Source organism: Bacillus mycoides, from assembly GCF_018742245.1.
In the GTDB taxonomy this organism is placed as follows: domain Bacteria; phylum Bacillota; class Bacilli; order Bacillales; family Bacillaceae_G; genus Bacillus_A; species Bacillus_A cereus_U.
The window spans coordinates 3,000,743-3,025,448 of sequence record NZ_CP036132.1; the positions used below are offsets into that span (position 1 = coordinate 3,000,743).

Genomic DNA, 24,706 nt, shown 5'->3' on the forward strand with positions numbered 1-24,706 from the left:
AAAAATTACACTTAAGCTATATTCATCAATTAGAGTCTAACTTTAATGTTCTAAATGCAAATGAACCAGACATAATTTGTAATATTGTCGGAATAAGTAAAAAGAATAATGACATAAATAACATAACTATAGGAATCACAATCATACAAACTCCATAAACTTTATTATTAACCTTGTTTACTAAACATGATAAAATGAATAGCCCTATTTGAACCGTTAAAATAATAGAATAATAAGCCAAAAGTTTGTAATCAAAACCTTCCATAACATTAATAGCTACAATTATTAAAATAATAGAAATTATAATTCCCAAAATACCACCAATTAAACCTAATACGAATTCAGGTGTTCTTTTCAATACAATCCCCCCTTCTATTAACCATTAACAATATGTATATTTTTCCCATTCACTATCATACCAAATATTTATTGGAAAAACTATACATATTCATTTTTTATTCTTCCTTACCTTACTATGATTTTCTCACAACTATAGATAGCTTGTAGCAGTTACAAAATCAAAGCCTTCAAAATTACTAACGGCATTGTCATACTGAAAATTATAAATTAATACGATAGAATTATAGGATTTCTTTAATTTAACTTCTTCCTTAATTCGAGAAAGTATTTTATCATCATATGAGCATCCCGTTAACAACACAGAAATATCATCACTCGCTTCTTCTAACACTTCCTTTTCAATAAAATCCTCATCTACATCAATCATATCAATATTAAAATCAACAAAAAACCTTGCTGATATAGAGTCTCCTTCTTCATTATATGTAACCTCCATATATACATCTAACTGATCTTGCGTTTCCATATTCCCTAACCATATTGAAACCATTCCATGTACTTCCATTAATAGCGTCCTCCACTATGAAAATATATTATACTTTCTCATTCAACTTACACTTTAAATATTCAGCAATTTTCATCTCCCCTCTTTCAATAGCAAACGTATAAGCGTCCATATCTTTCATATTATTACCAGAATATTTTATCGTTATATCTATACCATTCATAACTAGCAATTTAACGATTTCAAAATGACTGCTATATATTGCAGCAAACAGAGGATTTCGATCCGGCTCGCTAGTGTCTATTTCAACTTGGTGTTTAATGAGATACTCTGCAATATGTAGATATCCTTTCGTAGCAGCTCTTTCAAGAGCATTTGTAGAAAAAGTCCCACCCTTTGCATGAATATTAATTCCTGAATTGATTAAGTACTCTATTATTTCTAACTGTCCATGCGCTGTTGCTACATGTAACCACGTACCAAATGGCGTCACATATTCCAACATCTTAGGCTCTTTCTCAAGTAAATCTCTTAACGTGTCCAATTGACCACTCTTTATGGAATCTCTCATTCTTTTCGCAATTTGAATCTTATCCATTCTACTTCCCCTTTAATTCTTATCTTGTAGAAATAGCTTTGTAACTTATCGACTAATTTAAAACTCATGATTTTTATAAAAAAGCATTTCTTCTTTCCATTCAGTTAAATGGGATTATTCAGAAATTCACTATCATACTTCTTGATTAAGACTTTATCATTTTCATCAATTGGTAATTCTCCTAAGTATTTATATTTCCAAATAATCATCTGATCACTAAAACTATATTCTGTATCGAACCAATTTGTATAATCGAAATGCATGTTAAATTTCCCACTATGTTCAAGCGACATCGTAAAGGCGTACCAAAGTTCTTGCTGATTATCTTTGAAAACATTTCTTAATTCTTTACTCAATCTATATAAAGAATCTTCTTTTCTTTCAAATTCAATTTCATCAATTTCATATTTAAAAGGAATTTCCACACTATATGTATACTTTTTTTCACTTCTGATGGTGTTATAGAAAAAGTAAGTTCCCCCTCCCGTTTCTGATATTTGAGCATAAAAATAAAATCCCTCCCACTCTTCCGGAATCATGTCATTAACCGTTTCCGCTATCTCTCTATATAACCTATTCAGTTCTTTTTCCAATCGACTTCCCCCTATTTGATTTTTACCATCCACTTTTTTCTATATTATACCATCCTCTCGATTAGCTCTGTTTTCATTTGCAATAAAATGTAATTTATTTCATTCAAAAATCAGACCAAGTTTCGATGAACTTTAGAAAGTAGACATACCTCCTGAATACAATTAGTATTAAAATTGAGAAGTATGAAAGACTTGTAAACTAGATAATTACACTTAAAAAGGTTTTTATATTAAGGAAGGACGTGCACAGCTATGGACTTTAAAACAGTTATGCAAGAGCTTGAAGCCCTCGGTAAGGAACGAACAAAAAAAATATACATATCTAACGGTGCACATGAGCCAGTTTTCGGCGCGGCTACAGGCGCTATGAAACCAATTGCTAAGAAAATATCAAGATTTAGCTGAGGAACTTTACTCCACAGGTAACTACGATGCTATGTACTTTGCAGGTATTATTGCAGATCCAAAAGCTATGAATGAGTCTGATTTTAATCGTTGGATAGACGGGGCGTATTTTTATATGCTGTCTGATTATGTGGTGGCAGTGACTTTATCAGAGTCCGATATTGCACAAGATGTTGCCGATACATGGATTAAAAGTGGGGACGAGCTAAGAATGTCAGCAGGATGGAGTTGCTACTGCTGGCTTTTAGGAAATCGCAAAGACAATGAATTTTCCGAAAGCAAAATTTCCGATATGCTTGAAATTGTGAAAAATACGATTCATGATTCACCAGAACGAACAAAATCCGCTATGGATAATTTTCTAAACACTGTCGCAATTTCATATGTACCACTACACGAAAAGGCAGTTGAAACTGCAAAAGAAGTTGGTATAGTTGAAGTAAAACGTGATAAGAAAAAAAGCAGTTTACTAAATGCTCACGAAAGTATCCAGAAAGAACTTGATAGAGGCAGACTTGGTTTCAAACGTAAATATGTAAGGTGTTAAAAAAACTTCGTATTAGGGTGTCAATCCGATAAAGATTGATACCCTTTTTTACTCACGTTATTCGACTATTAGATAAGCTTAATGACTTCATTAACAGATTCACTAAACATATCAGGATCTTCATTTTTTATTTCCAATAATAGTTCTTTAATGCCACTCGTAATGGATGGATTAAATTGCGAAAGTACTTTTCCATACACCGTTCTTATTTGCGGATTATTGAGTATTCTGTAATGTATAATCTCTACCCAGTCTTTAGCGCCACTCATCATCGACGGAGCAGCTGTAGCAATATATTTCAATCCCTCTTCTATATTATTTTCATATAAGCTCTCTATCCCATGAATCAAACTAAACATAACGTCAAACTGTTCCGTATCATCATCAAAAACTAAACACAAATCTGGAATAACAGAAACATCATTACACTCGATTACTCGTATGCATGACTCATTAAACTCTCGTATCTCATTTTCATTTTGCAGCAAACGACTATCATATAATCGCTTTAAATATTCTTGAGTATCCAAAAGAGATTATCCTTTCCTTTTTTCATCTTCAAAATATTCACTGTCCCGATTGATCTTTATTATAAATTCCATCAGTGAATCAGCTATTTTATTTTCAAAATAATATACGTGCGCTTGTTGAAGCGTATTTAAATTCAAGGTTAAATATATCCCCTCATTTACTTCGAAAAAAACTAGTTTATCTTCCTCTTCGTATATGCCATCTAAATCTGGATCGAACTCAAAAACCCCTTCCCTCAATGTAATATCTGCTACAGTATCAAGATCCATTATTCTATTTATTGCATTCACATTACTTCCTTTTATAAAACCATAACCAATCTCTAAGTAAAACTTTCTAAGCTCAATAGGAAATGTAATCCCAAGTCTCTCTTCTGCCATTATTAGTTCGTTTTCTTGTAATCTAAAAAACTTATGATGTCATCATCTTCTTACTTGTTTTATCCATACCCTTACAATCATATATAGATTAGTTTTCTTATATTATTTTGAAACTATTAATTACATAACAGCTCCATTCTAAAAAAAGGTTACCTCACGAATAAGTAAAACCACCACTTATGAGATAATCCTTTTATTCTAATCCTCCACTAATCATGTAATTTATTTAAAAACTCCTTAAAATTATTAGCCACAAAAAATACATTTTCCCTCGCTACTTCCTCTGCTTCTTCTGCCGTAATCCCTTCACTTTCCATCAATGTTTCCTTTTCCCATGCGTCTTCATGTTCCCAAAAGACAACAATTGGAGCTTCTTTATGATTTTTATAATCAAAGCAAATTAAATTTCCTGCTGGATCAAATGCGAATGGCACCAATGCTCTCGGTAATGTGTCATTGTAGTCATGAAATACCTCAATAATATTTTCATCATCATCCATATCATAAGTTAGTAATGTGCCAAAAACTTTTCTCTTCCCCTCAACTTCAAATACTTCTGGGCTAACATGTGATCCATTATTCTTCATTACACATTCTATATAATCTAAAGGGTTTAATGTGAAATTATCCATAAGTCTACTCCTAAATACTTTTAATAAGTTTTATTCCCTCAATAAAGAATAATACTAAGTGCATAGCGTTTATTAAAAACCATAACATGAAATTTGAGTTCTTTACAGTCTTCAACTGATTTGACTTTGTATCAGACAATTCTATCTTTAAAGACGTTAATATAATAGTGTTAGACATAAAACCTAACAATATAAATCCGAATAAAGGTAAGTTTGTTATAGCACCTATTACCATAATTCCTATGTATACTATAGTTAACTTCTTAATATACTGTTTATCTTCTTTTAACTTCTCTATATCTTTACTCTTGAACCAGTCTCTTGCTATTCTTACAAAGACAATACTTTGAAATATCAATACAATTATACTTACAAAGATAAGAAACAAGGTCTCAACATGATTTTCAATTAAGTTCCCTATACCGTTCATTTCGTCTGTACCCCTTTTATTTATGTAATATTGACTTTAATAATACAATCTATTAAGCAATTCCGTAAATGTGTTACAAATTGGCTCAATTGCACTCTCATTTTGTTCTTCATGATTATAAAATATAACTGTTGGTTCATTCTTGTTCTGTCGATAATCAAAACAAATTAAATTTCCAAAAGGATCTCTACCAAAGGGAATCAATTTTTGTATGGCAAATTCAGAAAACATCTTTATATTTAAGTCTTCATCAGTTAAACTAATCAAATCATTGAAGACCGCCTCAATTCTTCCACTATCACAATCAAACGTATTTGGTTCTGGATAACCTCCATCACTTTCCATTACACAATTTTTATAATCACCGGGAAGGGAAAATCCGAATAAACTTTCTACTTCAACTATTTTATCTTCAGCTAAATAATCTCCTGAAAAAAGCCATTTTTTCACTCCCATAAATTCATCTCCTAAACCTTTTTTTAATTCTCTATTTTTGATTAGCTATACAGCCTATTAATCTCTTTATTTTTAGTCTTATCCCTTTTACAATCTTTATTATCTCTTATCCATCTTACGCTTTATATATGTTGCAATTTCTGTTTGTCCGAATTCTTCAGCATATTCATAAGCATTCATATTCTTAATGTTTTCTCCAGTGTATCTAATTGAAATATCTATTCCTTTTTCAACTAGAAACTCAACTACTTCTTTATGTCCGCCATAAATTGCTCCAAATAGTGGATTTCTTTTTGCTAAGGTTACATCCAATTCGGCACCAGACTCTACTAAATATTTTACTATTTCTAAATGTCCTTCTCCTGCGGACAAATTTAATGCAGAAGCATCAAATGTACCACCTCTAGCATTAATATCTATCCCTTTATTAATCAAATACTGAACAATTTCAATATGTCCTTTCTTTGCTGCAACATGTAACCACGTACCAAATGGTGTCATTGAATGTGAAAATTCTGGATTATCACCTATTATACGTTTTACTTCATTACTATCACCAAGCTTAATAGCATTTCTTATTGTTTTATTTATACTTTTCTCCTCCATAACATCACCCCCTATATTTCTGTTCTCTTGTCTAACTATACCTCTTAGATTTGCAGGAACATGAACTATTCAATCGAAGTTTTATAAGCAACCTTTATATTTTTTAATCCTTCTATTACATTATTTATTCTTCTCGATAAATCTTTTATTTCCTCTACTGTCAATTCACCTTCTGCCTCTTGAGGGTTCAACATACTTAGCCTCTTTATTATACCTTCAATACGCCCAACAAAAACTATATTATGATCGACTGCAATTTCTCCTATGGCAGTATCCACTATAACATCTTCAATTTTTCCTAAATTATCAAATTCATCCGCTAGTTTTGCTATAGCATATCGATACCCTCTCTCTTCATCTAATAACTCTTCATACGCCTCCTGAATTGCATTAAATAATTCGTTATACTCCCAATTTTTCATACATCCTCCCTCCAAAAAAATCCCCACGCTTATGTGAAAATAATCTTTCAACACAAATATGAGGACTTCCTTATTTCATTACTATACTTTATACATTTTATGCGTTAGAATCTTCGTCTTTCACTTTATATACCCTATCTCTTTTCTCATCACTTTTGACAAAAATAAGCTTTCCTTCTTTAACAAAACCTTCTAATAGTAAGCATACTTGCCCGTATGCTTTAGGCTTATCAGTTGTGAATCTTTCATCTGATATTTTACCAGCTCGTATTAATTGTTCGCACAGCTCAAGTGCACTTATTTCTTCAGAATTAAGTAATTCTAAAATATCCTTTTGTAAGGGCGATAAAGGTACTGGTATCTCAGCTATCTCCACCTTTTCTTTTTCTTCTTCAAATAAATCTTCAAATGAAATTTGATTCATTACATCTTTTCCTTTCTAACAATTGGTTTATATAACATGAATTGAATCCTATAGGTACGAGAACTTTGAATATTAGCTATTGTTATGTAGTACTTACCTCATTACATGAATTTCAAACTCATGTACATCATTTCATATAGTATGTTTTGATTATACCAAATATACGTTCTGTCTTCTATTGTAGAATTCGTTATAATAAGAATGAAAGTAATTATGAACATTTATCTCGTTGTTATTTGCATAATTCCTGTAAAAAAATAGAAATAAAATCCGTAAATTTGTATAATAAAATTGAAAGAGTAAAATCTTAATATAGAAAGGTCTTGGTAACATGTTAGGTATTAATGTTGAAAAAACAAAAGACGAACTAATTATTTCATGGCAATTCTCTAAAATTCATATTCCATTATGTGAAATCACTGAGGTAACTGAAGATAATACATATGCTGGTGTTGAAGAAAAAAGCGCAATCCGAATTGGAACAGCATATGGTACAACTGATCGTATTTTAATTAAGACAGTAAAGCAAAATTATTTATTATTCACTACTAATAGAGTATCCATTTTAAATAAAATAAAAGCTTAATTGTTTTTCTTCATATATTTAAATGTTAAACACCTACATTCTATTATAGGAAACGCTACAAAAGATTCGTTGATTACTCCTGCTCCTAATTCTGAAGCATATGGTGAAACAATATAACACAAACACCCTAGCTCTTCGCTAGGGTGTTCTCAGTTTTATCTATAATACAGTAAATTCTACAATTCTCATTTATTTTTATTAACTCCCTGTAATTGACTAAGAACCTCATTGGCAGTGCTCTCAAATCTTTTAGGGTCATCAGCAATAATTTCATTAAGTAAATCAATTACCGTTAGTTGTATATCATGATTCATTCCTACAAGCACTTTAGCATACTCACTTCTACATAAATCACTATTTAAAATTCTTATGTTTAGTAGAATTGCCCACTCTTTTGCACTCTCAACCATTTTTGGTAAAGCTTTAGGCATCTCTGTTAGATATTTTTCCATTTCAAAACTTTCAATAAAATGAACTAAACCAAACATAACTTCTTCCGCTTGTGTTTCATCCTCAAATACTATACACAACTCTTTAATAAGCTTCTCATCAGTACAATCTGCTAAGTTTTCTAATATATTATCAAACTCTTCACATTCCGATTGATTTTTTAAAAATCTACAACTATATAATCTCTTAACCTCAGATTGAGAGTCCATATAAATTTCTCCTTTTAAATGAATTGGGTAATTAAATTAATATGATCATTAGTTTTCAACTTTTCTAATCCGCCTAATCCAAGAAAAGGCACAAACCCGAAACATTCATTATATGTGGTGTTCCATACTTTTCTATTAAATCAATATATGGCTTCCACCTTAAGTATAAATTTTTAAATATTCAGCAATTTCCGTTTGTCCTCTTTCAATAGCAAATTCATAAGCTCCCATATCTTTCATAGTCTTCTCTGTATACTTGATATTTATATCCAGACCATTTTTAATGAGAAACTTTACAATATCAAGGTGTCCGCCATAAATAGCTGCAAATAGTGGATTTCTATTTGGGGCACTAACATCTAATATTGCACCATTATCAAATAAGTACTCTACAATACCAATTTCACCTTTACTAGCTGCATGTGCAATAGGCGCTGACTTTGGTACACCTTCATTAAGGTTAATATCCAGACCAGATTCAACAAGAAATTTTATCATATCCAGTTCACCAGCTCTAGCCGAAACATGTAGCCACGTTCCATAAGGCGTTACAAAATCAAGCAAACTTTTATCAGTAATAATTATCTCTTTCGCTTGTTCTATATCACCATTTTTAATGAAATCATAGATTTTTATCGCTTTTTCCTCACTTTCCATAGAGTCCCCCCTGCATTATTTTTATCTAGTTTAAAAAGTTAGCTTTCCTCTTCATACTTTTCCTCTATCACTATCTGTTAGTTAATTCTTTAATTATCGTTTCAGCCTTATGTAATTCTTCTAATAGCGCATGTGGATAGTCATTGTAACTGTCCATATACGCACGCACACCACCCACAATGGTTATTCCCTTAATATCCTCGTTATTCTCTAATATTTTTAATGCCTTCTTATATCTTTTATATATTAATTGTAAAATGCCACTATTAATATCTTTAACATAGTCTTTCTCCAACTTATGTATCACGACTTTTACTTGTTGAAGTAACTGCCTTTTCTTGTTCACTATGTCCTCCTATTTACTCGTTACGAATTATAATTGTCCATTTTAATATCCTTGCATGCTCCCCAATCTAATTTATCTCTTTTATAACATAATATTTTCCACTTCTTTTTTCTGTTTTTTCTATAGTCTTACCTCTTTGTATCTGGTCAACTGAGTATTTCTATCCTGCTCTATTTAACTAAATTGGATTATCTGGATACTCATCTAAATATCTGCTAATTAAATCTTTACTTTCACTATCATCTGGTTCTGTTCCTAAGTATTTATACTCCCAAATAACTAACTGGTCACCAAAACTATAATCAGTATCGAACCAATTGGTATAATCATAATGCACCTTCAGCTTTCCATTGCTATCAAGAGATAGTGTAAAAGAGTACCACAGTTCTTGTTGATTATCATTAAAAACCTTCCTTAGTTTATTACTTAACTCAAATAAAGTTCTACCCTTCAGTTTATAGTACTCTTTATCAATGTCGTATTCATAAGCAATTTCTAAACTATACTTATAGTTCTGTTCATCCTGGGGTGTGTTATAGAAAAAGTAAGTTCCTCCACCTGTCTCAGATATTTGAGCATAAAAATAGAATTTTCCCCATTCTTCCGGAATCATTTCATTAACTGTCTCGGCTATTTCTCTATACAACTTATTCATTCCTTTTTCCATATTAATTAACCTCCTGTTCGATATTTTGTTCTGAAATTACTGTAACCCCTTTTAAAGCTTATTATTTTTCACTTCTTCAAACCACTCATCAGCAATATGATCGGCCGTTTTAATCTCGTCATGAGTATATATTAAATCATACTTGTATTCAGCTTTAAACCTTCCACTCTCAGTATCATAAATTAACTTCATCTCTGTTGGCATATCTCTTTCATATTCTTTACATAATTCTTCGATTTTTTCGATATCTTCACATAGTATTCGAAGTACCATAAACATTCTTTTTGGAGACACATCATATTTTCCGTCTCCATCTTCCAATGCATCATTCACTTTATGACACTCTACATACTTATTATTAATCAAATAAAAGAAGCTGCTTGAAATAACGTCTTCTTCACATGAAGCATACACATATACTTTATCGGCCCTGTCTTCAACATATTCCATACATATAGATATCATATCCGATTGCAATTCACTAAACTTTTCCTCAAATTCTTTCATACTACTTTTTCACTCCTTAGATTAAAAGTTAAATGGCAACGTCTTGATACCCCACTTCAGTTACTTTTTCATTTAATAGACGTAGTCCAAGTCCATTCTCTGTATCCCATGTACAATCGAAAGTTATCCCAATATCTCGCTCTTCATTAATATCTCCATATGGGACTACAATTCCAACTAAAGTGATCCTATTAAGTAACTGATCAATTGTTTCAATATGCGGATAATTTTCATTAAATCCAATATCATATCCTAATTGTTGACGCTCTTGCTTGTAATAGTCTAAAATCGCTTGTAAAAAAACTTGCTGCAGTTGTTCCCAATTTTGCAATAATGAATTATAAGCAGTATATTGTTCTTCATCAAACTTACCGTCTTTTTCACCTTTAACTATCAATGCTATTTCAACTTCTTTTCCACAAAATTCAACGGTAATGTCCTTAACCCATCCATATGTATATTCAATCTCACCAAAAACCACATCATTTATGATCATGTTTAACTCTCCCTGTTTACTCTCTTGGATTAATATCGATTTCTCTAATCGTATGAAAGTTACCCTCTAATATTAACTGTTTTTTCCAGTTATTTCTATACTCAGTATCGTAGTACTAATTGCTAGTTTTTCAATTAGTTTTTTCGCCTTACCGTATGGAAATCTCTCTACTAATATATAAGGAAGATTTTTTGAACCCTTTAGCAAATCTACTGCAGGAATCTCAAGCCCTAATACATTCTTTATTCTTATTAAATCTTTCAAACCTTCACTAGGAGTTTTCACTAACACTATATTACAAATATCAGATGACTTATTTATTGTTTTCTGTTCTATTTCACTTACACAACCACTATTCACCCATTTTTTAAAATCAGCGGTAATTACAGTAGCATGGCTTGGATTCATATCCCCAGAACCAATTACTAACACCCCTTTTTCCTCTGCATGCTGAGCCATTAAAAATACATTACCGCCACCGTCATCACCAATTGAGACATACCCCATCGCATACTCATTTACTTCCCAAACCTCGTTCCTTTCTGCAATATGCTCCGTACCATAAATAAGTAACCCACCACCGATTGAAAAGCCATTTGCACATCTCAATAAACCCTTATATACATTTGGTAATGTAACATTCATGCGATTTTCTACTGCTTGAATTTCAATATCACTCGCTGCTGAATTTTCTATCAAATCTGGAATATTAAATAGATTAATCATTTAATAATCCCTCCTAAACTATCAATATATTTAAACATATCGCCTGTCATCTCTCTATAATCGTTTCGCAATAGAGTTCATTAAATTCATAAAGTATGTCGGTATGTAAGTCTTCATTTTTCATTTGGTAAGTAGACAATCATTTTCCCTTTCATGTACTCACCGTTCCATCCACAAGGCCATCCTCCCATTTTATACACCTTAAATACCTTTTCATAAAAATTATCCACTTTTCCATTTACTAAACGATTTAGTGCACACATATGTAAATCTCCAATTATTTCTTCAAAAATATCAATATATTGTAATACAAAATCACCTGGATAGTTCTCGGATGATTGAATAATCTCCCTTATAGGACGCTCCATAGAGTTTAAATCATGCTCATATAATTGTCCTATTATTTCCCCACCTTCTGAGGATTTAATATCTTCCCAAACGTTTTCAACCTCATCCAAATCTTGAGACCATGCCAATTCTTGTGCTCTTTCATACTCATTAACCATAACAACATCACGATTTAGAAGGTTTTCATTATGAAAAAGTTGTAAATTTGTAATAAAATTAATAACCTCTTCGACTAATTGAGTGTTTTTTCCGTACTTCATTTATTTATCCACCTTTCCCAAAGTTCTTCAGTAGCACCGCCACCTCTTTGCCAAATCTTTATTTCTTCATTTAATTTTGTCTTGTAAAACTTCTCAATACCAATTTCTAATACCTTTGATTTGTATAATGGCAAGCCACTTTCTGTACCTTTTTTTAGTTTTTGTTGCAATTCAAATACTTGTTGTTCCAACTCCTTAATACTTTGATTGATATTTAATTTATCTAACTGATCTTTAACCACATTATTATATACACTATGAAATCCTCTATGCCTAGACAAAGCACTTGGATCTTTTGCTGGTATCGGTAAAAATATCCCGTTATCAGCATGATCCATATCCATTCCAATTTTCTTTAATACCGGATGATTTCTTAAGTTTTTAGGTATTATATGTTGTGCCTGATATCCTTTCCGTGATGCAGAACGTGGAAGCCCCATGGATTCCAATAAATTTTGCCCTAATTTTGTAGAACTACCTCCTGTAACCTTTCCAGGGGTACCTGGAATAAGTCTAGTAGCTTCACCCGTACCCTATGTTGTAATCTTAAACCCTCACAATAAAAAAACAAACCATGTAAAACCTTATTAAACTACTTCTTTTTCTTCTACTACCGGCAATTCATAAGCTGTTTTATATTTCATCATACCATATACAATATTTACAAGCCTTCTCATAATACATACCAATGCTTGTCCTTTTGTTTTTCCTTCTTTTAATTTCTTTTGGTAGTACGCATGAAACACTGGATTCCGTGGCTTCTTACTTCCTTTTGCTACTTGCACTTGCTGTACTGCTAAATTATAAAATAAAGCGTGTAGCGCCCTGTTTCCTTGTTTGCTTTTATGTGTCTTACCTTTCCCACCAGAACCAAAGTAAACAGGCGCAATCCCCGCATGTTGGCATTTGGAAATCGCCTTACATCCCCAATTTCTGCAATTAATGCTGATGCCGTCACAAGTTCTATTCCCGGCATCGTCTCTAATTGATAATCTAGTAGATTTACTAACTGTTTTAATTCTCTTTCGATGTATTTCATTTCTGTCTTTTTAAACTCAATGTCCCGTACAATACTTCTTACTAAAAAGTCTCGTGTTTCTTGATATTCCTTCATTGTATGTCCATCTTCTTTTACAAGTTTTAATATGTCGCTTGCTTTCTTTACTGAACATGTATTGTTGCTAACATCTAATAAAAAAGCTGTTAATTGCTTTATATTCGCCCCCTCTAAACAAGAGGGTGACGGATATTGCTGCCAAAATGCTAATGCTGTTTTTCCATCTAACTCTGAGAAAAACTTTTTATAACTTGGATAATGGTGGTTTAATTGAATATGTAATTGGTTCTTTAACGCACTTTGTGCTTTTACTAATGCATTCCTTCTTGAAACTAGTTGTTGTATCGACCAAAATAAATCGTTTGGCTTTGCATCTGGTAATTGATTTAACTTATTTATTAGTATACGGGCTACGCATTCCGCATCCCAACTATCACTTTTTTGTGTCGTCACATGGCTTTTTCGCTCTAAAAATGATAAAGCTGGATTTACTTCTTTCACTACTTGTTCATGATCTACTAAATATTTCGCTAACGCTCTTCCATAACCACCAACATCCTCTAAACCAAATACAACTGATACCCCAGCACTCACATATGTCTCTACTTCTAATAAAAACTTCGAAAATGCAGATGGTTTATTCTCAAATTGTATTTCTCCTAGTTTCTCTTGCCAACAATTAATAATAACAGCCGTATGATGCTCCTTATGTAAATCTACTCCTACATACAAATAGTTCTGCCTATTATGCATAACTCATCCCTCTATTCAATAATTTAGTCATATATAAAAATGTCGGCAACCTTAGTTCGAGCGTTCATCTTCCGATGCGCATAGGTACGCAAGCCTATCCATTTTCGTAACTTCATAAGTACATATAGTAAAATGAGCGATTTTTTTAAGTACGACTGTTATAAAATTGCTGAATGTTTACCGTTTGTTTGTATTTGCCCGTATGTATATACCCCTCGATAAAAGTTCTCTCGGTCTAACATGCGTTTCACTTGTACTTTCGTAAACAGCTTTCCTTTCTCTGTACGATAACCTTCCCTATTCAGTCGTTCTGCCAATTGAGTAAGTGACCAATGTTTAAAAAAGTGTCTTAATTCAAATAGTCTACGTACAACTACCGCTTTCTCCGCATCTACTTCTAACACTTTTTGCCCTTTCTTTACTCTATAACCAAACATCACACCGCCCCCCGCATATCCACCTTGTTCCGCTTTCTTCTTTCTCCCTCTACTTAGTTTTAATGCAATTTCAAGACGTTGGTATTGGTCTAATAGTTCTAACATGCCATTTACTAAAAAGTCATTGGGGTCATGTGTATATATACTGTAATTCGGTTGTTCAATTGCTTTCACATCTACCTTGTATTTCTTTAGCTCTCGTTGTATTAATACTTTTGCCATATCAGAGCGCCATAACCGAGATGTATTTAATACAATAACTTTGCCCACTTGATGATATGCAATATCCGACAATAGCTCTTGTAGACCTTCACGTTCAACTGTTAATCCATCTTCATCTACTTTCGCTCCGCTGATTCCTTTATCTTCGTATATGTGAAGCAGTTGTAGTTCATTTTCAATGCAGTACCGTTCAATTTCTTCTACTTGATATGTTAAACTGTACCCTTCACGTACTTGCCCTTCTGTTGAAACTCGTACATAACCAACTACTTTCTCTTCCATATTGAGTCCTCTCCCGTTACAGCAATTAAAGTCCCTGTAACGTTTACCCGTTTTTTGCGGATAACGTGTGCATAACGTCCATCCGTTAAAACGTACTTTACGATGACTTCAAAAAGTAACACAACCCTTTATTTTTCCCTCTACTATCGTCGTATACTGTACATAGCCACTACAGTCTATAAAACAACAATAAAAATTTAACACTTAATGTACTTATAAAATTATAGTGCTCTTTTAAATTTCTACGCTAAAACGCAAAAAAGCACTCGTTGCCTTTAGTCGACAATCAAGTGCTTTAAGTTCATCTATTTTTAAGTAGTATAAATTTGTACATTTTGTAGTAACAGTATGACACCTTTTATATGTCGTGACAACTACTACGTTAAAACTTACGAGCTTGTACGAGTTCTTTAGTTTAATATACATTCCATGTGATTATATTCATCGCCTAGTAAAATGTCATATCGCCTAAGCTCGTACTTCGTTTTCTATTCTCTCATTGCACGCAGTACTCCATGATGGTACAACCATCGTGGAGTACTTACTTTCAAACACCATATATTTTTTCTATCCACATCAAAAACAAATTCGTTTTCATTCTCTTTTCTTGTCTACCTTAAAATAAAAAGCACTTGTTGCCTTTAGTTGACAATCAAGTGCTTTAAGTTCACATGTTTTCTAAGTTTTCAAGTCACTAGTCGCTTTAAGTTTGTACGTACAATTTTGATACTGAGAATATGAAATCTTTTGTATTTCATGACAAATAGTACGTTTAAACTAACGAACTTGTACGAGCTATTTGTATGGTACAGTACCAATAAATTTAATTTCTATATTTTCGGATTCATCTCCACTTTTCGCTTCATTGTATTGAAAATCATAGAGTACAATAACAGAATTAATACTGTATGCTAATTTATCGCCATTTATTAACTCTTTTATTTTTGGGATAATTAGTTCGCTATAAGAAAAATCATTTAAAATATCGTCTACATTATTTTTAGGATTTTCATAAAAACAAATTTCAATGTTATCTTCATCATAATAACCAAATTCAAAGTTTGTTCCAAACTTTGAGTCTATTGAATCTCCATCTTCCGTATATTCTATATCAACATACTCCTCAAGATTTTCAAACGATTTAGAAACTCCAAACCACACTGAAGCCATTCCACTATATTCCATATTATCACTCCTCATTTTTTTAGAGTACCTGGTAATCCTTCTACTCCACCCTTGTATCTATAATGAGACCACATCTGTAACCTTCTTACAAATGTATCATAGTCAAGTGATGTGTCTATTATCTCTAATATTTCATTATGCGCTCGCTTAGAACCCGGCGCACGATGATGTTTCCCTGGTGGATTAATAAACTCAACATCTTTTGTTGGTGTTCTCAATTCTTGGATTTGTTTAGCACTTATCCCCCATCTTTTAAAAGTAGGTGCTCTTGCAATCATTAACCATTCATGTAATTTTCCAGGCGATCTCAATCTTGAAGAAATTACTTTTTTAACTTCAGGATTAGCCCACGCTATCTCTAATTCATCTAAAGTTATATTGTCAAACCACCTAATAAACTCACCATCTCTTACACTAGGAATATCTTTTGGGTTATAAATATTAGTACGTGATGTAATTTTAACAAAATTATTTTGAATAACCTCCGATTTTCTTTGATTTGGAGTTTGTCTTTTTACTGTAGTTTCACCCGTACCCTTACTAGCAAGAGAAGCCTCTACACCCTTAATCTTATCATCTATAATCTTATTACTTTCTGTATGATGCTTATTCACCCAGATTTGGAAATCTGTACCACCTTGTTTAGATATTAGTAAGCCATTTCCGTCAACTTCAAAACTTGCCGATTTGGCTGTCCTATCATCTATGCTTTTGGCTATTTTTTCGCCAAGTTGATACATCTTTCCATTTCCAGATTTCTCCATTTTAAGGCTCGCTAGTTTCAAACGGTCAAGCATAGTAGCTTTATTATCACGCAATGATTGTACCACATTTTTACCCAAATTTGGATTGAAACCAGGGATTCCTTCTTTGAATTTTAATAATTTCGCTAAATCAGCTAATTCATTCGTGCCTTTGAATGCTTTTACTCCTTTTCCTACTGCTCCAACAACTGGAATTGCGTCTAATCCGCCAAAAATGATGTTTGCTGTGCGTTCTTCTTGGCTCAATTTCCGGTGTGTTCCCCAGTCTTCTCCGTCGATACCGCTTTTTATTTGTACAGCGCCGTATACAACTGCGGCAGCGGTTCCGAGTGGCGGGCAAAGGATTGTTGCGATTATAATTCCTCCGCCTATTGCTAGGTCACGTATTGTTTCTAGTTTTTTCTGTTCATCTTCTATCGATTTGTATTCAAATCCTCGTGTGGATGGGACTACTTTCTTGTATTCTTCATAATTTAGTTTTGCATCTGGATTTTGTTTTTTTAGTTCTTTGTATTCCCCTCTCAGTACGTTATCAAATGCAGGTGAATCTTTAAAAATATCTTCTACTGTTATTTTATCTTTTTTTGTTTTTATTGTTTGCGGTACACTTCCGTATCCCGCGTGCGCATCTGGTAATACTGTCGTTGTTGTAGAGCCAATTCGGTTATTTGTTTCGAAACTAAGAATAGATGTATCTCTCATTTTTTGAGCGAATTTATCCATTTCTACTAAAAAAGGTTTATCTATATGTTCAGATACCAATCGCCCTGCTTCTCCGCAATATTTTTGTAATGTCGAATAGCTCTCGAGTAACTCCCCGATTTTTCGCGATTGATCTTTTGGGTTAAAATGTATACTACCATCTGAGTCTAAATCTCGTATTCTTCCATCAATTTTTTTTAATGATTCATTTGCGTCCCGTAATTTTATGAGTGCATCTTTTGTAATTCGATTCATACCATCTCCCATGTCTTGCCATGGTTCAGGTCTATATTTCACATCCATTTTGTTTTCATCCCCCAGCCGTATGGTGATTTCTACAACTTACTTAATCTTTCACGTAATTGTTCGTCCTTTTCAAGCATTTCTACACATACATTTCCTACAACTTTCGCCGATCTAGAATAGTGTTCAGCCAATTCAAGTGTTTTATGTAATATATCAGGATATTTTTCAATTACTCTCATCGCTTCACCTTTTTGATAAAAATCACAGCTTAGTAAACTCTCAATATTCGTTCCAATGACGTCTACATGGATTGTATATATGTTTTCTAACTTCATTACTATATCAAGTAGTTCTTGAAAATTAACTAATACTTCTTCTCCACCACTAGAACCGCCATCTCCCATTGATACTTGCATTATTCAATACCTCCTAACGAGAATTGTCTCGGGTCAATTAATTTTTTATACGGCATTTTTAACACGTCATACAATTTCTTATTCACCGCATAGAGGCTCACCCAGTCATATCGATTACGATCTACATCTATTTGAACGAAATCTTCTCCTTCAGTGAAATATAAGAAACATTCCCATTTTCCTCCTCTATTACTCCGAGGCCTCGTATACGTTTCCATCGCTATAACGTCTTTATTTGATAAACCTTTTTCCTCAAATGTTTGTTGTTCTGCCTCTGTCATTCTCTTTGAGAAAAATGTATCTTCTATTTCTCTCGGTTCTCTCAATAGGAAGGGAATACGTGTTAATAATGAAAAATATACGTCTGGTTTTGGTATGTAGTCGATCTCGTATTTTTTATTTGGCTCTACTTCTGTTAATACAGCCACTCGGTCTTTATCATGTTTCAAAAAACCAATTAATACATTATTAATTCTCGTGTATTCATGACAATTTTCATATTCCTTTAATAGCTCAATAATTTGAAAAGCTGCAGGGGTAATTCCATTTTCGCTTGTAAGTAAGCCTTTTTCTTTTAAACTCGTAGTTGCTTTCGTGACACATTCTTCATCAAGTAAAATAATTACGTCACGGTTTGGCAATCCAAATATATCCGTAACCCCAGCTGCACCTGCGAGAACATATAATTCAGCAGGTACAAAATTCATTTCTTTTCCCATTCTTTTATCCCTCATTTCTCCATCACAACTGTTTTATCGCCCTTACTTCCGGTCTATCTCCGTACGTCTGAATACTTTTATCTAACTCTTTCAAAGCTTTCGTATGTCCTTCAAATGCCTCTACCATTTCTGAGTTATATTGAATGATTAAATCTAGATAACTTAAAAAGGCATCTCTCGTTTTTCCATTCCAGTTCGCACATGTAACGTATGCTTTTAAGTTTTTCGCTTGATTTAAAGAATCCTTCATACCATTTTCAATATTTTGCGCGTAAGAAATGGCACTTGCAGTGTTACTTCCTATAATTTCAACCTCTTTACCACTCATGTTGATTCCCCCATTCTTTGTATGCTTAATGGATAAGTTTTTCAATTTCCTTTTTCTTTTCTTCAAAAGCCTTAGTCGCTGCAGCATATGCTGACGCTTTCTCCGCTTCTGCTTTCGCTTTATATTCCAAATACTTTGCATAAGCTGTGCCTATCGCAGAGCCAACATCACTTAATGCACTTTTAAAATAGGATACTAATGTATTTAATTCTTCGTCCTTTTCATGACGTTTTTGTTCAAATTCCACTGCCGGAATTTTATTAGCTTCTAAACCATTACTTTTACTCTCATAATCTCTCTTCGCTGATTCAGCCTCTTGAATGGATTGTTTTAACTCTCTTTCTTTATCTTTTAAATAATCATGTAATCTATCATACTGATCTCGTTTCCTTGCGCTTTCCGTAAAACCCGATGCATTTAAAAAAGCTGTGTAAAATTCCTCTAACATCTTTCTCCCCCTTTATTACAATAATTATGTAGTTAAATTCGTATATATAAACATGAATATTCATTACATTAAGAATTAACAAATAATTTTTTTGCATATTGCTATTTTATCAAAGGGGTTTTAACATTTCCATATTTTATAAAGTGAAACTTTAATCAGTGGGGGTTTTGTTCACCCCCACTGATTATTAGCCTTCACCAATTGGGCGTTTATGGGCAGTTTAATCTCCCATCTAACTCCTTTGCTCCAGCTGAATTTCGAGGTGAGAGTTTTACTGCCCTCAAATAGCGGGATAAAAAGCTTTCGCATTTTTCTTCAATAAATGAAACTTTAATCACTGGGATTAATATGACTATGTATTTATGTGCAGAAATAATAAAAAACACTACCAATCGCAGTGTTTGGGCTACCTCCACATGTCCATCAAGCTAAGAAAAGCGAACATCCAAAACAAAAAAGATGGCGAGGTTAATGTTGTAGTATTTGGAAAGCAGGCAGTCTCTAAAGCCTAGTTAAGCAGATACAGTAATCAAGTATTCTACGTTACGAATGAAAAAGGATCTGATATGAATATCAGATCCTTTTTCACTGCTTCTTTTATAAATTTAAGTTCTTCATACATACATCGTTTCACACAAGGTTGCTATTTACTAGTACACGATAACCGGTTCATACGTGCTTAAATTATTATACACAGTATTTACAATACTAGAAGGCAGGTTCACACATCCTCTAGATCCGCCTTTTCCCGTAGCAATGCATAATTTATTTCCTTTAAGGAAAGGAAATATGTCCACTGGCTCTTTAATAGAATCAAAGTGTATTTTTATTTACCAGACTTAATTTTTTCGCTGTACTCTTCTAAAGTTAACCCATTTTCTTTTAGATAAATAGCAACTTCTTTTCCTACATAACGATAATGCCATGGCTCATACTTAATACCAGTAATATTCTCTTTATCTTTTGGATAGCGGAGAATAAACCCATACTCTGCGGCATTCTTATCTAACCATTTGAATGCATCAGTAGTTTCAAATTTTGCATTTAAATCTTCTACAGTATTCTGCCATTCAACTGAAATAATGTCTAATGCTAATCCAGTGTGATGTTCGCTTGCACCAGGATACTGAAGATATTCCAATGCCTTATCACTAGCCTCTTTATCCGACAAACCCTGAGATTTATAGCTTTTAACTGAAGCATCATAATAAGTTTGTTGTAATTTTATAGCTCGATAACCTGATCTTAAATAAAGGTTGATTCCCTCTTTTTTTGCAGCTGTTACCATATCCTGATAGGAAGTTGCAATTCTGCTATCGATTTTCATATTTGGCTTAGCATTTTGAGTGATACTTGTTAATTCAATTCCTAGTTCCTTTGATAACATATGCTCTCTATTTACAAGAATGATTCTCCAATCATTAAGATCAGAGATAGGTAAAACATCTTTTTTATTCGCATTTATCTCATTTTTATTTTTATCGTTATTATTAGTAGTTTCCTGAGATGTTTGCTTTCCACTACAAGCAGCAAGACTCCATCCCATTGCCAATACCAATGCTAAAATTATAAATTTTTTAATTGTATCTCATTCCCTTTTTGTTTATTAGTCTTTATACCAATTTCCCAACACATCTCTAGGAATCTCCTTGAAATCCTTCAAAGAAACGGGGCCGACAAATTTTTTAATCCCATGATTTTTAGAATCTTCATCCGAATAATCTTTTAAAAATTGAATTTTAAATTGTTTCTTACCATCAGCATAGTCGGTTACTGTCGGTACGAGTGCCGCTTGTCGTATACCAAAAGTTTTATCTTCATACTTGACGAATTGTATATAAGATAGTCCTCCAACCAATGTTTCTAATTTTTCTTGAGCAGAAATAAGATTTCCAAGAGAATAATAGATTAGCGTTTCATGTCCATCTTTATTTTGTTTCCACTCAACTGGTTGAATTACATGTGGATGATTTCCAATTACTACATCTACACCTAAATCTGTTAAATATTGAGCAACTTCTTTTTGTTGCTTTGAAGGTGTAGTGGTATATTCTACTCCCCAATGCACCATAACAATCACCATATCAGAGCTATTCTTTGCCTTTTCCACATCATTTTGGATCGCCTTTTTATCAATTAAATTTAATGCCCAAGACTTATCAGCTGCAACTTTAATTCCATTCGTACCGTATGTATAATTAAGTAGCGCAAAACGAATACCATTTTTTGTAATCGTTTTTATTTCATTGCGTTCATTTTGACTCTCATTAATGCCTAACGGGATAACATCCGGATATTTCTTCCAGTATTCTCTTGTATTCATAACACCATTAATACCCATATCCATAGCATGATTTGTCGCTTGAGTCACTATATTGAATCCAGTGTCCACTAAAGATTGACCTACTTCTTCAGGTGTATTGAAAGTAGGATATCCCTGTACTTTTAGATTATTTCCTGCAATTGGAGTCTCCTGATTCACTATAGCAAGATCACTTGATTGAACAGCTTTTTTTATATTTTCATAAATATAGTGATAATCATATGAACCGTCTTTTTGTTTGCCATCTTTAATTACTGCATCATGATATAAATTATCACCCGTTGCTATTAAATTCACAACCGATTCTACTTTTTTATCTTCATTAAAATTAGGAGACTGTTGAATAGGACTATTGTCTACCCAATTTGGTGCTTTTAATGATTTATCTATATTTGATTGAGCAGGTGCTAATGAAGCTTTAGATGTCTTAACATCTGTATTACCGCAAGCGGTTAAAAGCACTAAAAAAATAAGACATAATAAAAAAAACTTTTTACTTCTCTGTAAATTATGTAACATGTGATCCTCTTTTCTATTTTATTACTTATAACCAGTTCTAACAAATAACTTTTTAAAACAGTGTATTGTGGTTTTTACACTTAATTATGGAAGGGTTACATCTGCTTCGGAATATGTGGATAATCGTTTTCAACTTTCTAACAATCTATCGATTCCATCAGAATTGATAGATTGCTAGAAAAACATTATCCACGAGGATATCGACTAGATTCCAATAAACATCCTCCAGATATTGAATTTGATATACCCGTTCCAATTGTAGTAGCTGGTTAATCTAAACAAGAGAGGAGAATAGTTCATATAGCCTCCTCTCTTGCTTTACGTTTGTGAGTGGCTCCAAAAAGAGGGAATCGTTGCCGGACCCCCTTTAGATATTGCGAAATCTTTGTAACTAATTTCTTTAAGTTGAGCGACAATCATTATACTGATAACAACAAGTAAGACCCAAGAACTTATTTTACCAATATACGAAAAAAGTATCAATATTTTCTGCGATCCATATAAAGAAGCCAATTAGGAGAAATGAAAAAGGAAGTGGCATTTTATATGTGTTGTTTCGCACTGTGAATTGTACATAAATAAGTTTTAGCAAAAACAATAAATAAAGGCTCTATTGCAAAGTTTTCTACATGAAGCTACACTCTAGAAAATAGGATCTAGGAGAATTGGGCATGTCTTTTCGTTCTTCCCAGAAAATATATTTCCCTTCACTGATCAATTGTAAAAAAACAAGCCATCCAATTCATAGAGGATGAATTGGATGGCTTGTTCTGTATCAAAAAGAAAATCTGTTATTTGATTACTTCAATTTCCCCTCAAAAACAATTTTTCTACCACACGGTTCAACTTCTGTTTTCCCGTCTTTCTTCACTTCATGAAAGATTGGCTCTTCCATGCGACGAGACGGTGCATATCCTTCTTGTTCCATACGTGCTAAACAGTCTGTAATTGTTTCGTTTTCTAGTACTTCAAATTTCTTTTTATTAGGTTGTTTTGTCATGCCCTAACCTACTTTCTATTTTTCTTGATGCGAATTGATTCTTCATGTAGATCATATATAACATTGCGAGAATTCCCATTATAATCATAACCGCAATAAAAAAGCTTGTATACTGTATTTTTTCTATAAATACGCCTCCTAATACAGGACCCATAATACTTCCTAGACTAAAGGCGATTCCGGATAATATATTACCTGCTGGTAGTAAGTGTCTCGGTAATAAATCTGTCATAAATCCAAGACCTAACGAGAAGCATGATCCAATTACCATACCTGCTAGAAGCATACAGGCAAAGACAATCCAGTAGTATTGATCAAATACTGCTGCAAGTAGGAAAATTCCTGTACTTATGCTGAACGTCCACGTTAATATACGGTCTCTTCCGTATTTATCACTCAATATACCGAGCGGAATTTGTGTAATAATACCCCCAATCGCGAATGCTGGTATTAAGAAAGAAACATCTGATACAGACCACCCTTTGCGAAGGGCGTATACTGGTAAATTACTATTTAGCATTGCTTCAAGCACACCATATGCAAGTGGACCAATAAGTGCAATCCAAGCTAATCCCACGACTTGTTTATAACGAGAAAATGATGATTCACTTTCAGTTTTCGTTTCATCTTGTGCTGGGAATGCATTTTTCGTTGGTAGTAGTAAAATCCATCCTATTAAGCAAAGTATAGTAGATACGATAAATGGCGTTGCTAGTCCATACTGAACTGTACTTGCCAGATAAGGGCCAATTGCAAAACCAATTCCGCAGAATACGCCGTATATCGATACTTGCCTACCTATTTTACTAGGGTCTGTCGTTGTTGTAATCCACGTTTGTGTTCCGACATGAAGCATATGATCTCCAACGCCAACTAGAAATCTAAGAATAAACCATACCCAAAATGAAAATGTTTGTGTAAAAAAGAATAATGAAATAATAACGAGAAAAACACCAATTACGATAATTGGTTTCATTCCAAACCTTTGCATCGGTTTTTCAAGAAATGGTGAAATAAATAATATCCCGATGTATAATGCCGTCGCATGAATACCGTTAATACTTGAACTAACTCCTTCTTGTTCAAAAATCATGGCGATTGTAGGTAGTAACATTCCTTGTGATAAACCGGAAATTGCAGCAATTCCAGCCATAATCCAAAAAGTAAAACGCATTGACATCCTTTTGCCCCCCCCCTTCTCACGCTTTCCACTTTTCATTATAA

33 protein-coding genes and 4 pseudogenes are annotated in these 24,706 nt (G+C 33.1%); 2 read left to right on the top strand and 35 right to left on the bottom strand.

All coding sequences use genetic code 11. The features are described from left to right. Positions 1–25: 25 nt before the first annotated feature. From EXW56_RS15270 to EXW56_RS15285, 4 genes are all read right to left on the bottom strand, one after another. Positions 26–358 carry a DUF4064 domain-containing protein gene (locus EXW56_RS15270; protein ID WP_002110738.1) on the bottom strand — a complete coding sequence of 111 codons (333 nt, stop codon included), beginning with the start codon at positions 356–358 and terminating at the stop codon, positions 26–28. A 132-nt stretch (positions 359–490) separates the two neighbouring features. After that, positions 491–865 carry an immunity 22 family protein gene (locus tag EXW56_RS15275; RefSeq protein WP_215596734.1) on the bottom strand — a complete coding sequence of 125 codons (375 nt, stop codon included), beginning with the start codon at positions 863–865 and terminating at the stop codon, positions 491–493. Between the two features lie 28 nt (positions 866–893). Then, on the bottom strand, positions 894–1,403 hold the full coding sequence (locus EXW56_RS15280) for an ankyrin repeat domain-containing protein (RefSeq protein ID WP_002199928.1): 510 nt from the start codon (positions 1,401–1,403) through the stop codon (positions 894–896). Positions 1,404–1,507: 104 nt separating this feature from the next. Next, a complete protein-coding gene (locus EXW56_RS15285) occupies positions 1,508–1,996 on the bottom strand; it encodes an antitoxin YezG family protein (RefSeq protein WP_002199927.1) in 489 nt (162 codons plus the stop codon). Between the two features lie 252 nt (positions 1,997–2,248). Here EXW56_RS15285 and EXW56_RS15290 point away from each other — a divergent pair. After that, positions 2,249–2,948, top strand: a pseudogene (locus EXW56_RS15290) (DNA alkylation repair protein). A 68-nt stretch (positions 2,949–3,016) separates the two neighbouring features. Here the strand turns inward: EXW56_RS15290 and EXW56_RS15295 are convergent. The 8 genes and pseudogenes from EXW56_RS15295 to EXW56_RS15330 form a co-directional block, all read right to left on the bottom strand. Beyond that, positions 3,017–3,478 (bottom strand): Imm30 family immunity protein, encoded by a 462-nt coding sequence (locus EXW56_RS15295; RefSeq protein ID WP_002110743.1) that lies wholly within the window; start codon positions 3,476–3,478, stop codon positions 3,017–3,019. A gap of 6 nt (positions 3,479–3,484) precedes the next feature. Next, positions 3,485–3,898, bottom strand: a pseudogene (locus EXW56_RS15300) (SMI1/KNR4 family protein); the annotation flags it as partial. 170 nt (positions 3,899–4,068) lie between these two features. Further along, positions 4,069–4,491: an SMI1/KNR4 family protein gene (locus EXW56_RS15305; RefSeq protein WP_002199923.1), complete on the bottom strand. Its 423-nt coding sequence runs from the start codon at positions 4,489–4,491 to the stop codon at positions 4,069–4,071. A 10-nt stretch (positions 4,492–4,501) separates the two neighbouring features. Beyond that, positions 4,502–4,921: a hypothetical protein gene (locus EXW56_RS15310; RefSeq protein WP_002199922.1), complete on the bottom strand. Its 420-nt coding sequence runs from the start codon at positions 4,919–4,921 to the stop codon at positions 4,502–4,504. 36 nt (positions 4,922–4,957) lie between these two features. Beyond that, positions 4,958–5,377: an SMI1/KNR4 family protein gene (locus EXW56_RS15315; RefSeq protein ID WP_002110774.1), complete on the bottom strand. Its 420-nt coding sequence runs from the start codon at positions 5,375–5,377 to the stop codon at positions 4,958–4,960. A gap of 99 nt (positions 5,378–5,476) precedes the next feature. Continuing rightward, the gene (locus EXW56_RS15320; RefSeq protein ID WP_002199921.1) at positions 5,477–5,983 is read right to left on the bottom strand and encodes an ankyrin repeat domain-containing protein; all 507 of its coding nucleotides are present in this window, start codon (positions 5,981–5,983) and stop codon (positions 5,477–5,479) included. Positions 5,984–6,048: 65 nt separating this feature from the next. After that, the gene (locus EXW56_RS15325; RefSeq protein ID WP_070128765.1) at positions 6,049–6,405 is read right to left on the bottom strand and encodes an Imm3 family immunity protein; all 357 of its coding nucleotides are present in this window, start codon (positions 6,403–6,405) and stop codon (positions 6,049–6,051) included. Positions 6,406–6,502: 97 nt separating this feature from the next. After that, positions 6,503–6,829 carry a DUF3895 domain-containing protein gene (locus tag EXW56_RS15330; RefSeq protein WP_002199919.1) on the bottom strand — a complete coding sequence of 109 codons (327 nt, stop codon included), beginning with the start codon at positions 6,827–6,829 and terminating at the stop codon, positions 6,503–6,505. A 331-nt stretch (positions 6,830–7,160) separates the two neighbouring features. Here EXW56_RS15330 and EXW56_RS15335 point away from each other — a divergent pair, with 331 nt between their 5' ends. Further along, positions 7,161–7,415 carry a SunI/YnzG family protein gene (locus EXW56_RS15335; protein ID WP_002066160.1) on the top strand — a complete coding sequence of 85 codons (255 nt, stop codon included), beginning with the start codon at positions 7,161–7,163 and terminating at the stop codon, positions 7,413–7,415. Between the two features lie 185 nt (positions 7,416–7,600). Here EXW56_RS15335 and EXW56_RS15340 read toward each other — a convergent pair whose 3' ends face one another. The 23 genes and pseudogenes from EXW56_RS15340 to EXW56_RS15450 all read right to left on the bottom strand — a co-directional run bounded on the left by EXW56_RS15340 (position 7,601) and on the right by EXW56_RS15450 (position 24,662). Beyond that, positions 7,601–8,074: an Imm30 family immunity protein gene (locus tag EXW56_RS15340; protein WP_002066158.1), complete on the bottom strand. Its 474-nt coding sequence runs from the start codon at positions 8,072–8,074 to the stop codon at positions 7,601–7,603. A gap of 14 nt (positions 8,075–8,088) precedes the next feature. Next, positions 8,089–8,166, bottom strand: coding sequence for a hypothetical protein (locus tag EXW56_RS28105; protein ID WP_162617079.1), 78 nt, complete (start codon positions 8,164–8,166; stop codon positions 8,089–8,091). Between the two features lie 67 nt (positions 8,167–8,233). Further along, on the bottom strand, positions 8,234–8,731 hold the full coding sequence (locus EXW56_RS15350) for an ankyrin repeat domain-containing protein (RefSeq protein ID WP_215596735.1): 498 nt from the start codon (positions 8,729–8,731) through the stop codon (positions 8,234–8,236). A gap of 70 nt (positions 8,732–8,801) precedes the next feature. After that, the gene (locus tag EXW56_RS15355) at positions 8,802–9,077 is read right to left on the bottom strand and encodes a hypothetical protein (protein WP_215596736.1); all 276 of its coding nucleotides are present in this window, start codon (positions 9,075–9,077) and stop codon (positions 8,802–8,804) included. A gap of 178 nt (positions 9,078–9,255) precedes the next feature. Beyond that, the gene (locus tag EXW56_RS15360; RefSeq protein WP_002066155.1) at positions 9,256–9,744 is read right to left on the bottom strand and encodes an immunity protein YezG family protein; all 489 of its coding nucleotides are present in this window, start codon (positions 9,742–9,744) and stop codon (positions 9,256–9,258) included. Between the two features lie 51 nt (positions 9,745–9,795). After that, on the bottom strand, positions 9,796–10,251 hold the full coding sequence (locus EXW56_RS15365; RefSeq protein WP_002066154.1) for an immunity protein YezG family protein: 456 nt from the start codon (positions 10,249–10,251) through the stop codon (positions 9,796–9,798). Positions 10,252–10,279: 28 nt separating this feature from the next. Next, positions 10,280–10,747 (bottom strand): DUF2004 domain-containing protein, encoded by a 468-nt coding sequence (locus tag EXW56_RS15370; RefSeq protein ID WP_215596737.1) that lies wholly within the window; start codon positions 10,745–10,747, stop codon positions 10,280–10,282. A gap of 72 nt (positions 10,748–10,819) precedes the next feature. Beyond that, entirely contained in the window at positions 10,820–11,473 is a 654-nt protein-coding gene (locus EXW56_RS15375; RefSeq protein WP_215596738.1) for an SMI1/KNR4 family protein, read from the bottom strand. Between the two features lie 113 nt (positions 11,474–11,586). Then, positions 11,587–12,081 carry a cytoplasmic protein gene (locus EXW56_RS15380; protein WP_215557184.1) on the bottom strand — a complete coding sequence of 165 codons (495 nt, stop codon included), beginning with the start codon at positions 12,079–12,081 and terminating at the stop codon, positions 11,587–11,589. Beyond that, entirely contained in the window at positions 12,078–12,590 is a 513-nt protein-coding gene (locus EXW56_RS15385; protein WP_044784602.1) for an AHH domain-containing protein, read from the bottom strand. The genes EXW56_RS15380 and EXW56_RS15385 overlap by 4 nt, the downstream gene beginning before the upstream one ends. Before the next feature lie 78 nt (positions 12,591–12,668). After that, positions 12,669–13,891 (bottom strand): annotated as a pseudogene (locus EXW56_RS15390) (IS110 family transposase). Positions 13,892–14,049: 158 nt separating this feature from the next. Beyond that, positions 14,050–14,832, bottom strand: coding sequence for a recombinase family protein (locus EXW56_RS15395; protein ID WP_215557186.1), 783 nt, complete (start codon positions 14,830–14,832; stop codon positions 14,050–14,052). 795 nt (positions 14,833–15,627) lie between these two features. Next, positions 15,628–16,017, bottom strand: a complete 390-nt coding sequence (locus EXW56_RS15400; RefSeq protein ID WP_033730812.1) for an immunity 22 family protein — start codon at positions 16,015–16,017, stop codon at positions 15,628–15,630. Between the two features lie 11 nt (positions 16,018–16,028). Then, positions 16,029–17,786: a hypothetical protein gene (locus tag EXW56_RS15405; RefSeq protein ID WP_252197270.1), complete on the bottom strand. Its 1,758-nt coding sequence runs from the start codon at positions 17,784–17,786 to the stop codon at positions 16,029–16,031. A gap of 32 nt (positions 17,787–17,818) precedes the next feature. Continuing rightward, on the bottom strand, positions 17,819–18,145 hold the full coding sequence (locus EXW56_RS15410) for a hypothetical protein (protein WP_002013799.1): 327 nt from the start codon (positions 18,143–18,145) through the stop codon (positions 17,819–17,821). Beyond that, positions 18,145–18,864: a DUF5081 family protein gene (locus tag EXW56_RS15415; protein WP_215557187.1), complete on the bottom strand. Its 720-nt coding sequence runs from the start codon at positions 18,862–18,864 to the stop codon at positions 18,145–18,147. The genes EXW56_RS15410 and EXW56_RS15415 overlap by 1 nt, the downstream gene beginning before the upstream one ends. Positions 18,865–18,886: 22 nt before the next feature. Next, the gene (locus EXW56_RS15420) at positions 18,887–19,192 is read right to left on the bottom strand and encodes a WXG100 family type VII secretion target (protein WP_002110836.1); all 306 of its coding nucleotides are present in this window, start codon (positions 19,190–19,192) and stop codon (positions 18,887–18,889) included. A 25-nt stretch (positions 19,193–19,217) separates the two neighbouring features. Beyond that, the gene (locus EXW56_RS15425) at positions 19,218–19,640 is read right to left on the bottom strand and encodes a hypothetical protein (RefSeq protein WP_071151456.1); all 423 of its coding nucleotides are present in this window, start codon (positions 19,638–19,640) and stop codon (positions 19,218–19,220) included. 826 nt (positions 19,641–20,466) lie between these two features. Next, positions 20,467–21,198: a M15 family metallopeptidase gene (locus EXW56_RS15430; RefSeq protein ID WP_087952622.1), complete on the bottom strand. Its 732-nt coding sequence runs from the start codon at positions 21,196–21,198 to the stop codon at positions 20,467–20,469. 48 nt (positions 21,199–21,246) lie between these two features. Continuing rightward, positions 21,247–22,482, bottom strand: a complete 1,236-nt coding sequence (locus EXW56_RS15435; protein ID WP_070139688.1) for a CapA family protein — start codon at positions 22,480–22,482, stop codon at positions 21,247–21,249. Positions 22,483–22,800: 318 nt separating this feature from the next. Then, positions 22,801–23,089, bottom strand: a pseudogene (locus EXW56_RS15440) (DUF817 family protein); the annotation flags it as partial. A gap of 192 nt (positions 23,090–23,281) precedes the next feature. Then, positions 23,282–23,482 carry an NETI motif-containing protein gene (locus EXW56_RS15445; protein WP_000166302.1) on the bottom strand — a complete coding sequence of 67 codons (201 nt, stop codon included), beginning with the start codon at positions 23,480–23,482 and terminating at the stop codon, positions 23,282–23,284. Further along, complete coding sequence (locus EXW56_RS15450) at positions 23,466–24,662, bottom strand: MFS transporter (RefSeq protein WP_215596739.1); 1,197 nt, start codon at positions 24,660–24,662, stop codon at positions 23,466–23,468. Before EXW56_RS15450 ends, EXW56_RS15445 begins: the two co-directional genes overlap by 17 nt. Between the last annotated feature and the right edge of the window lie 44 nt (positions 24,663–24,706).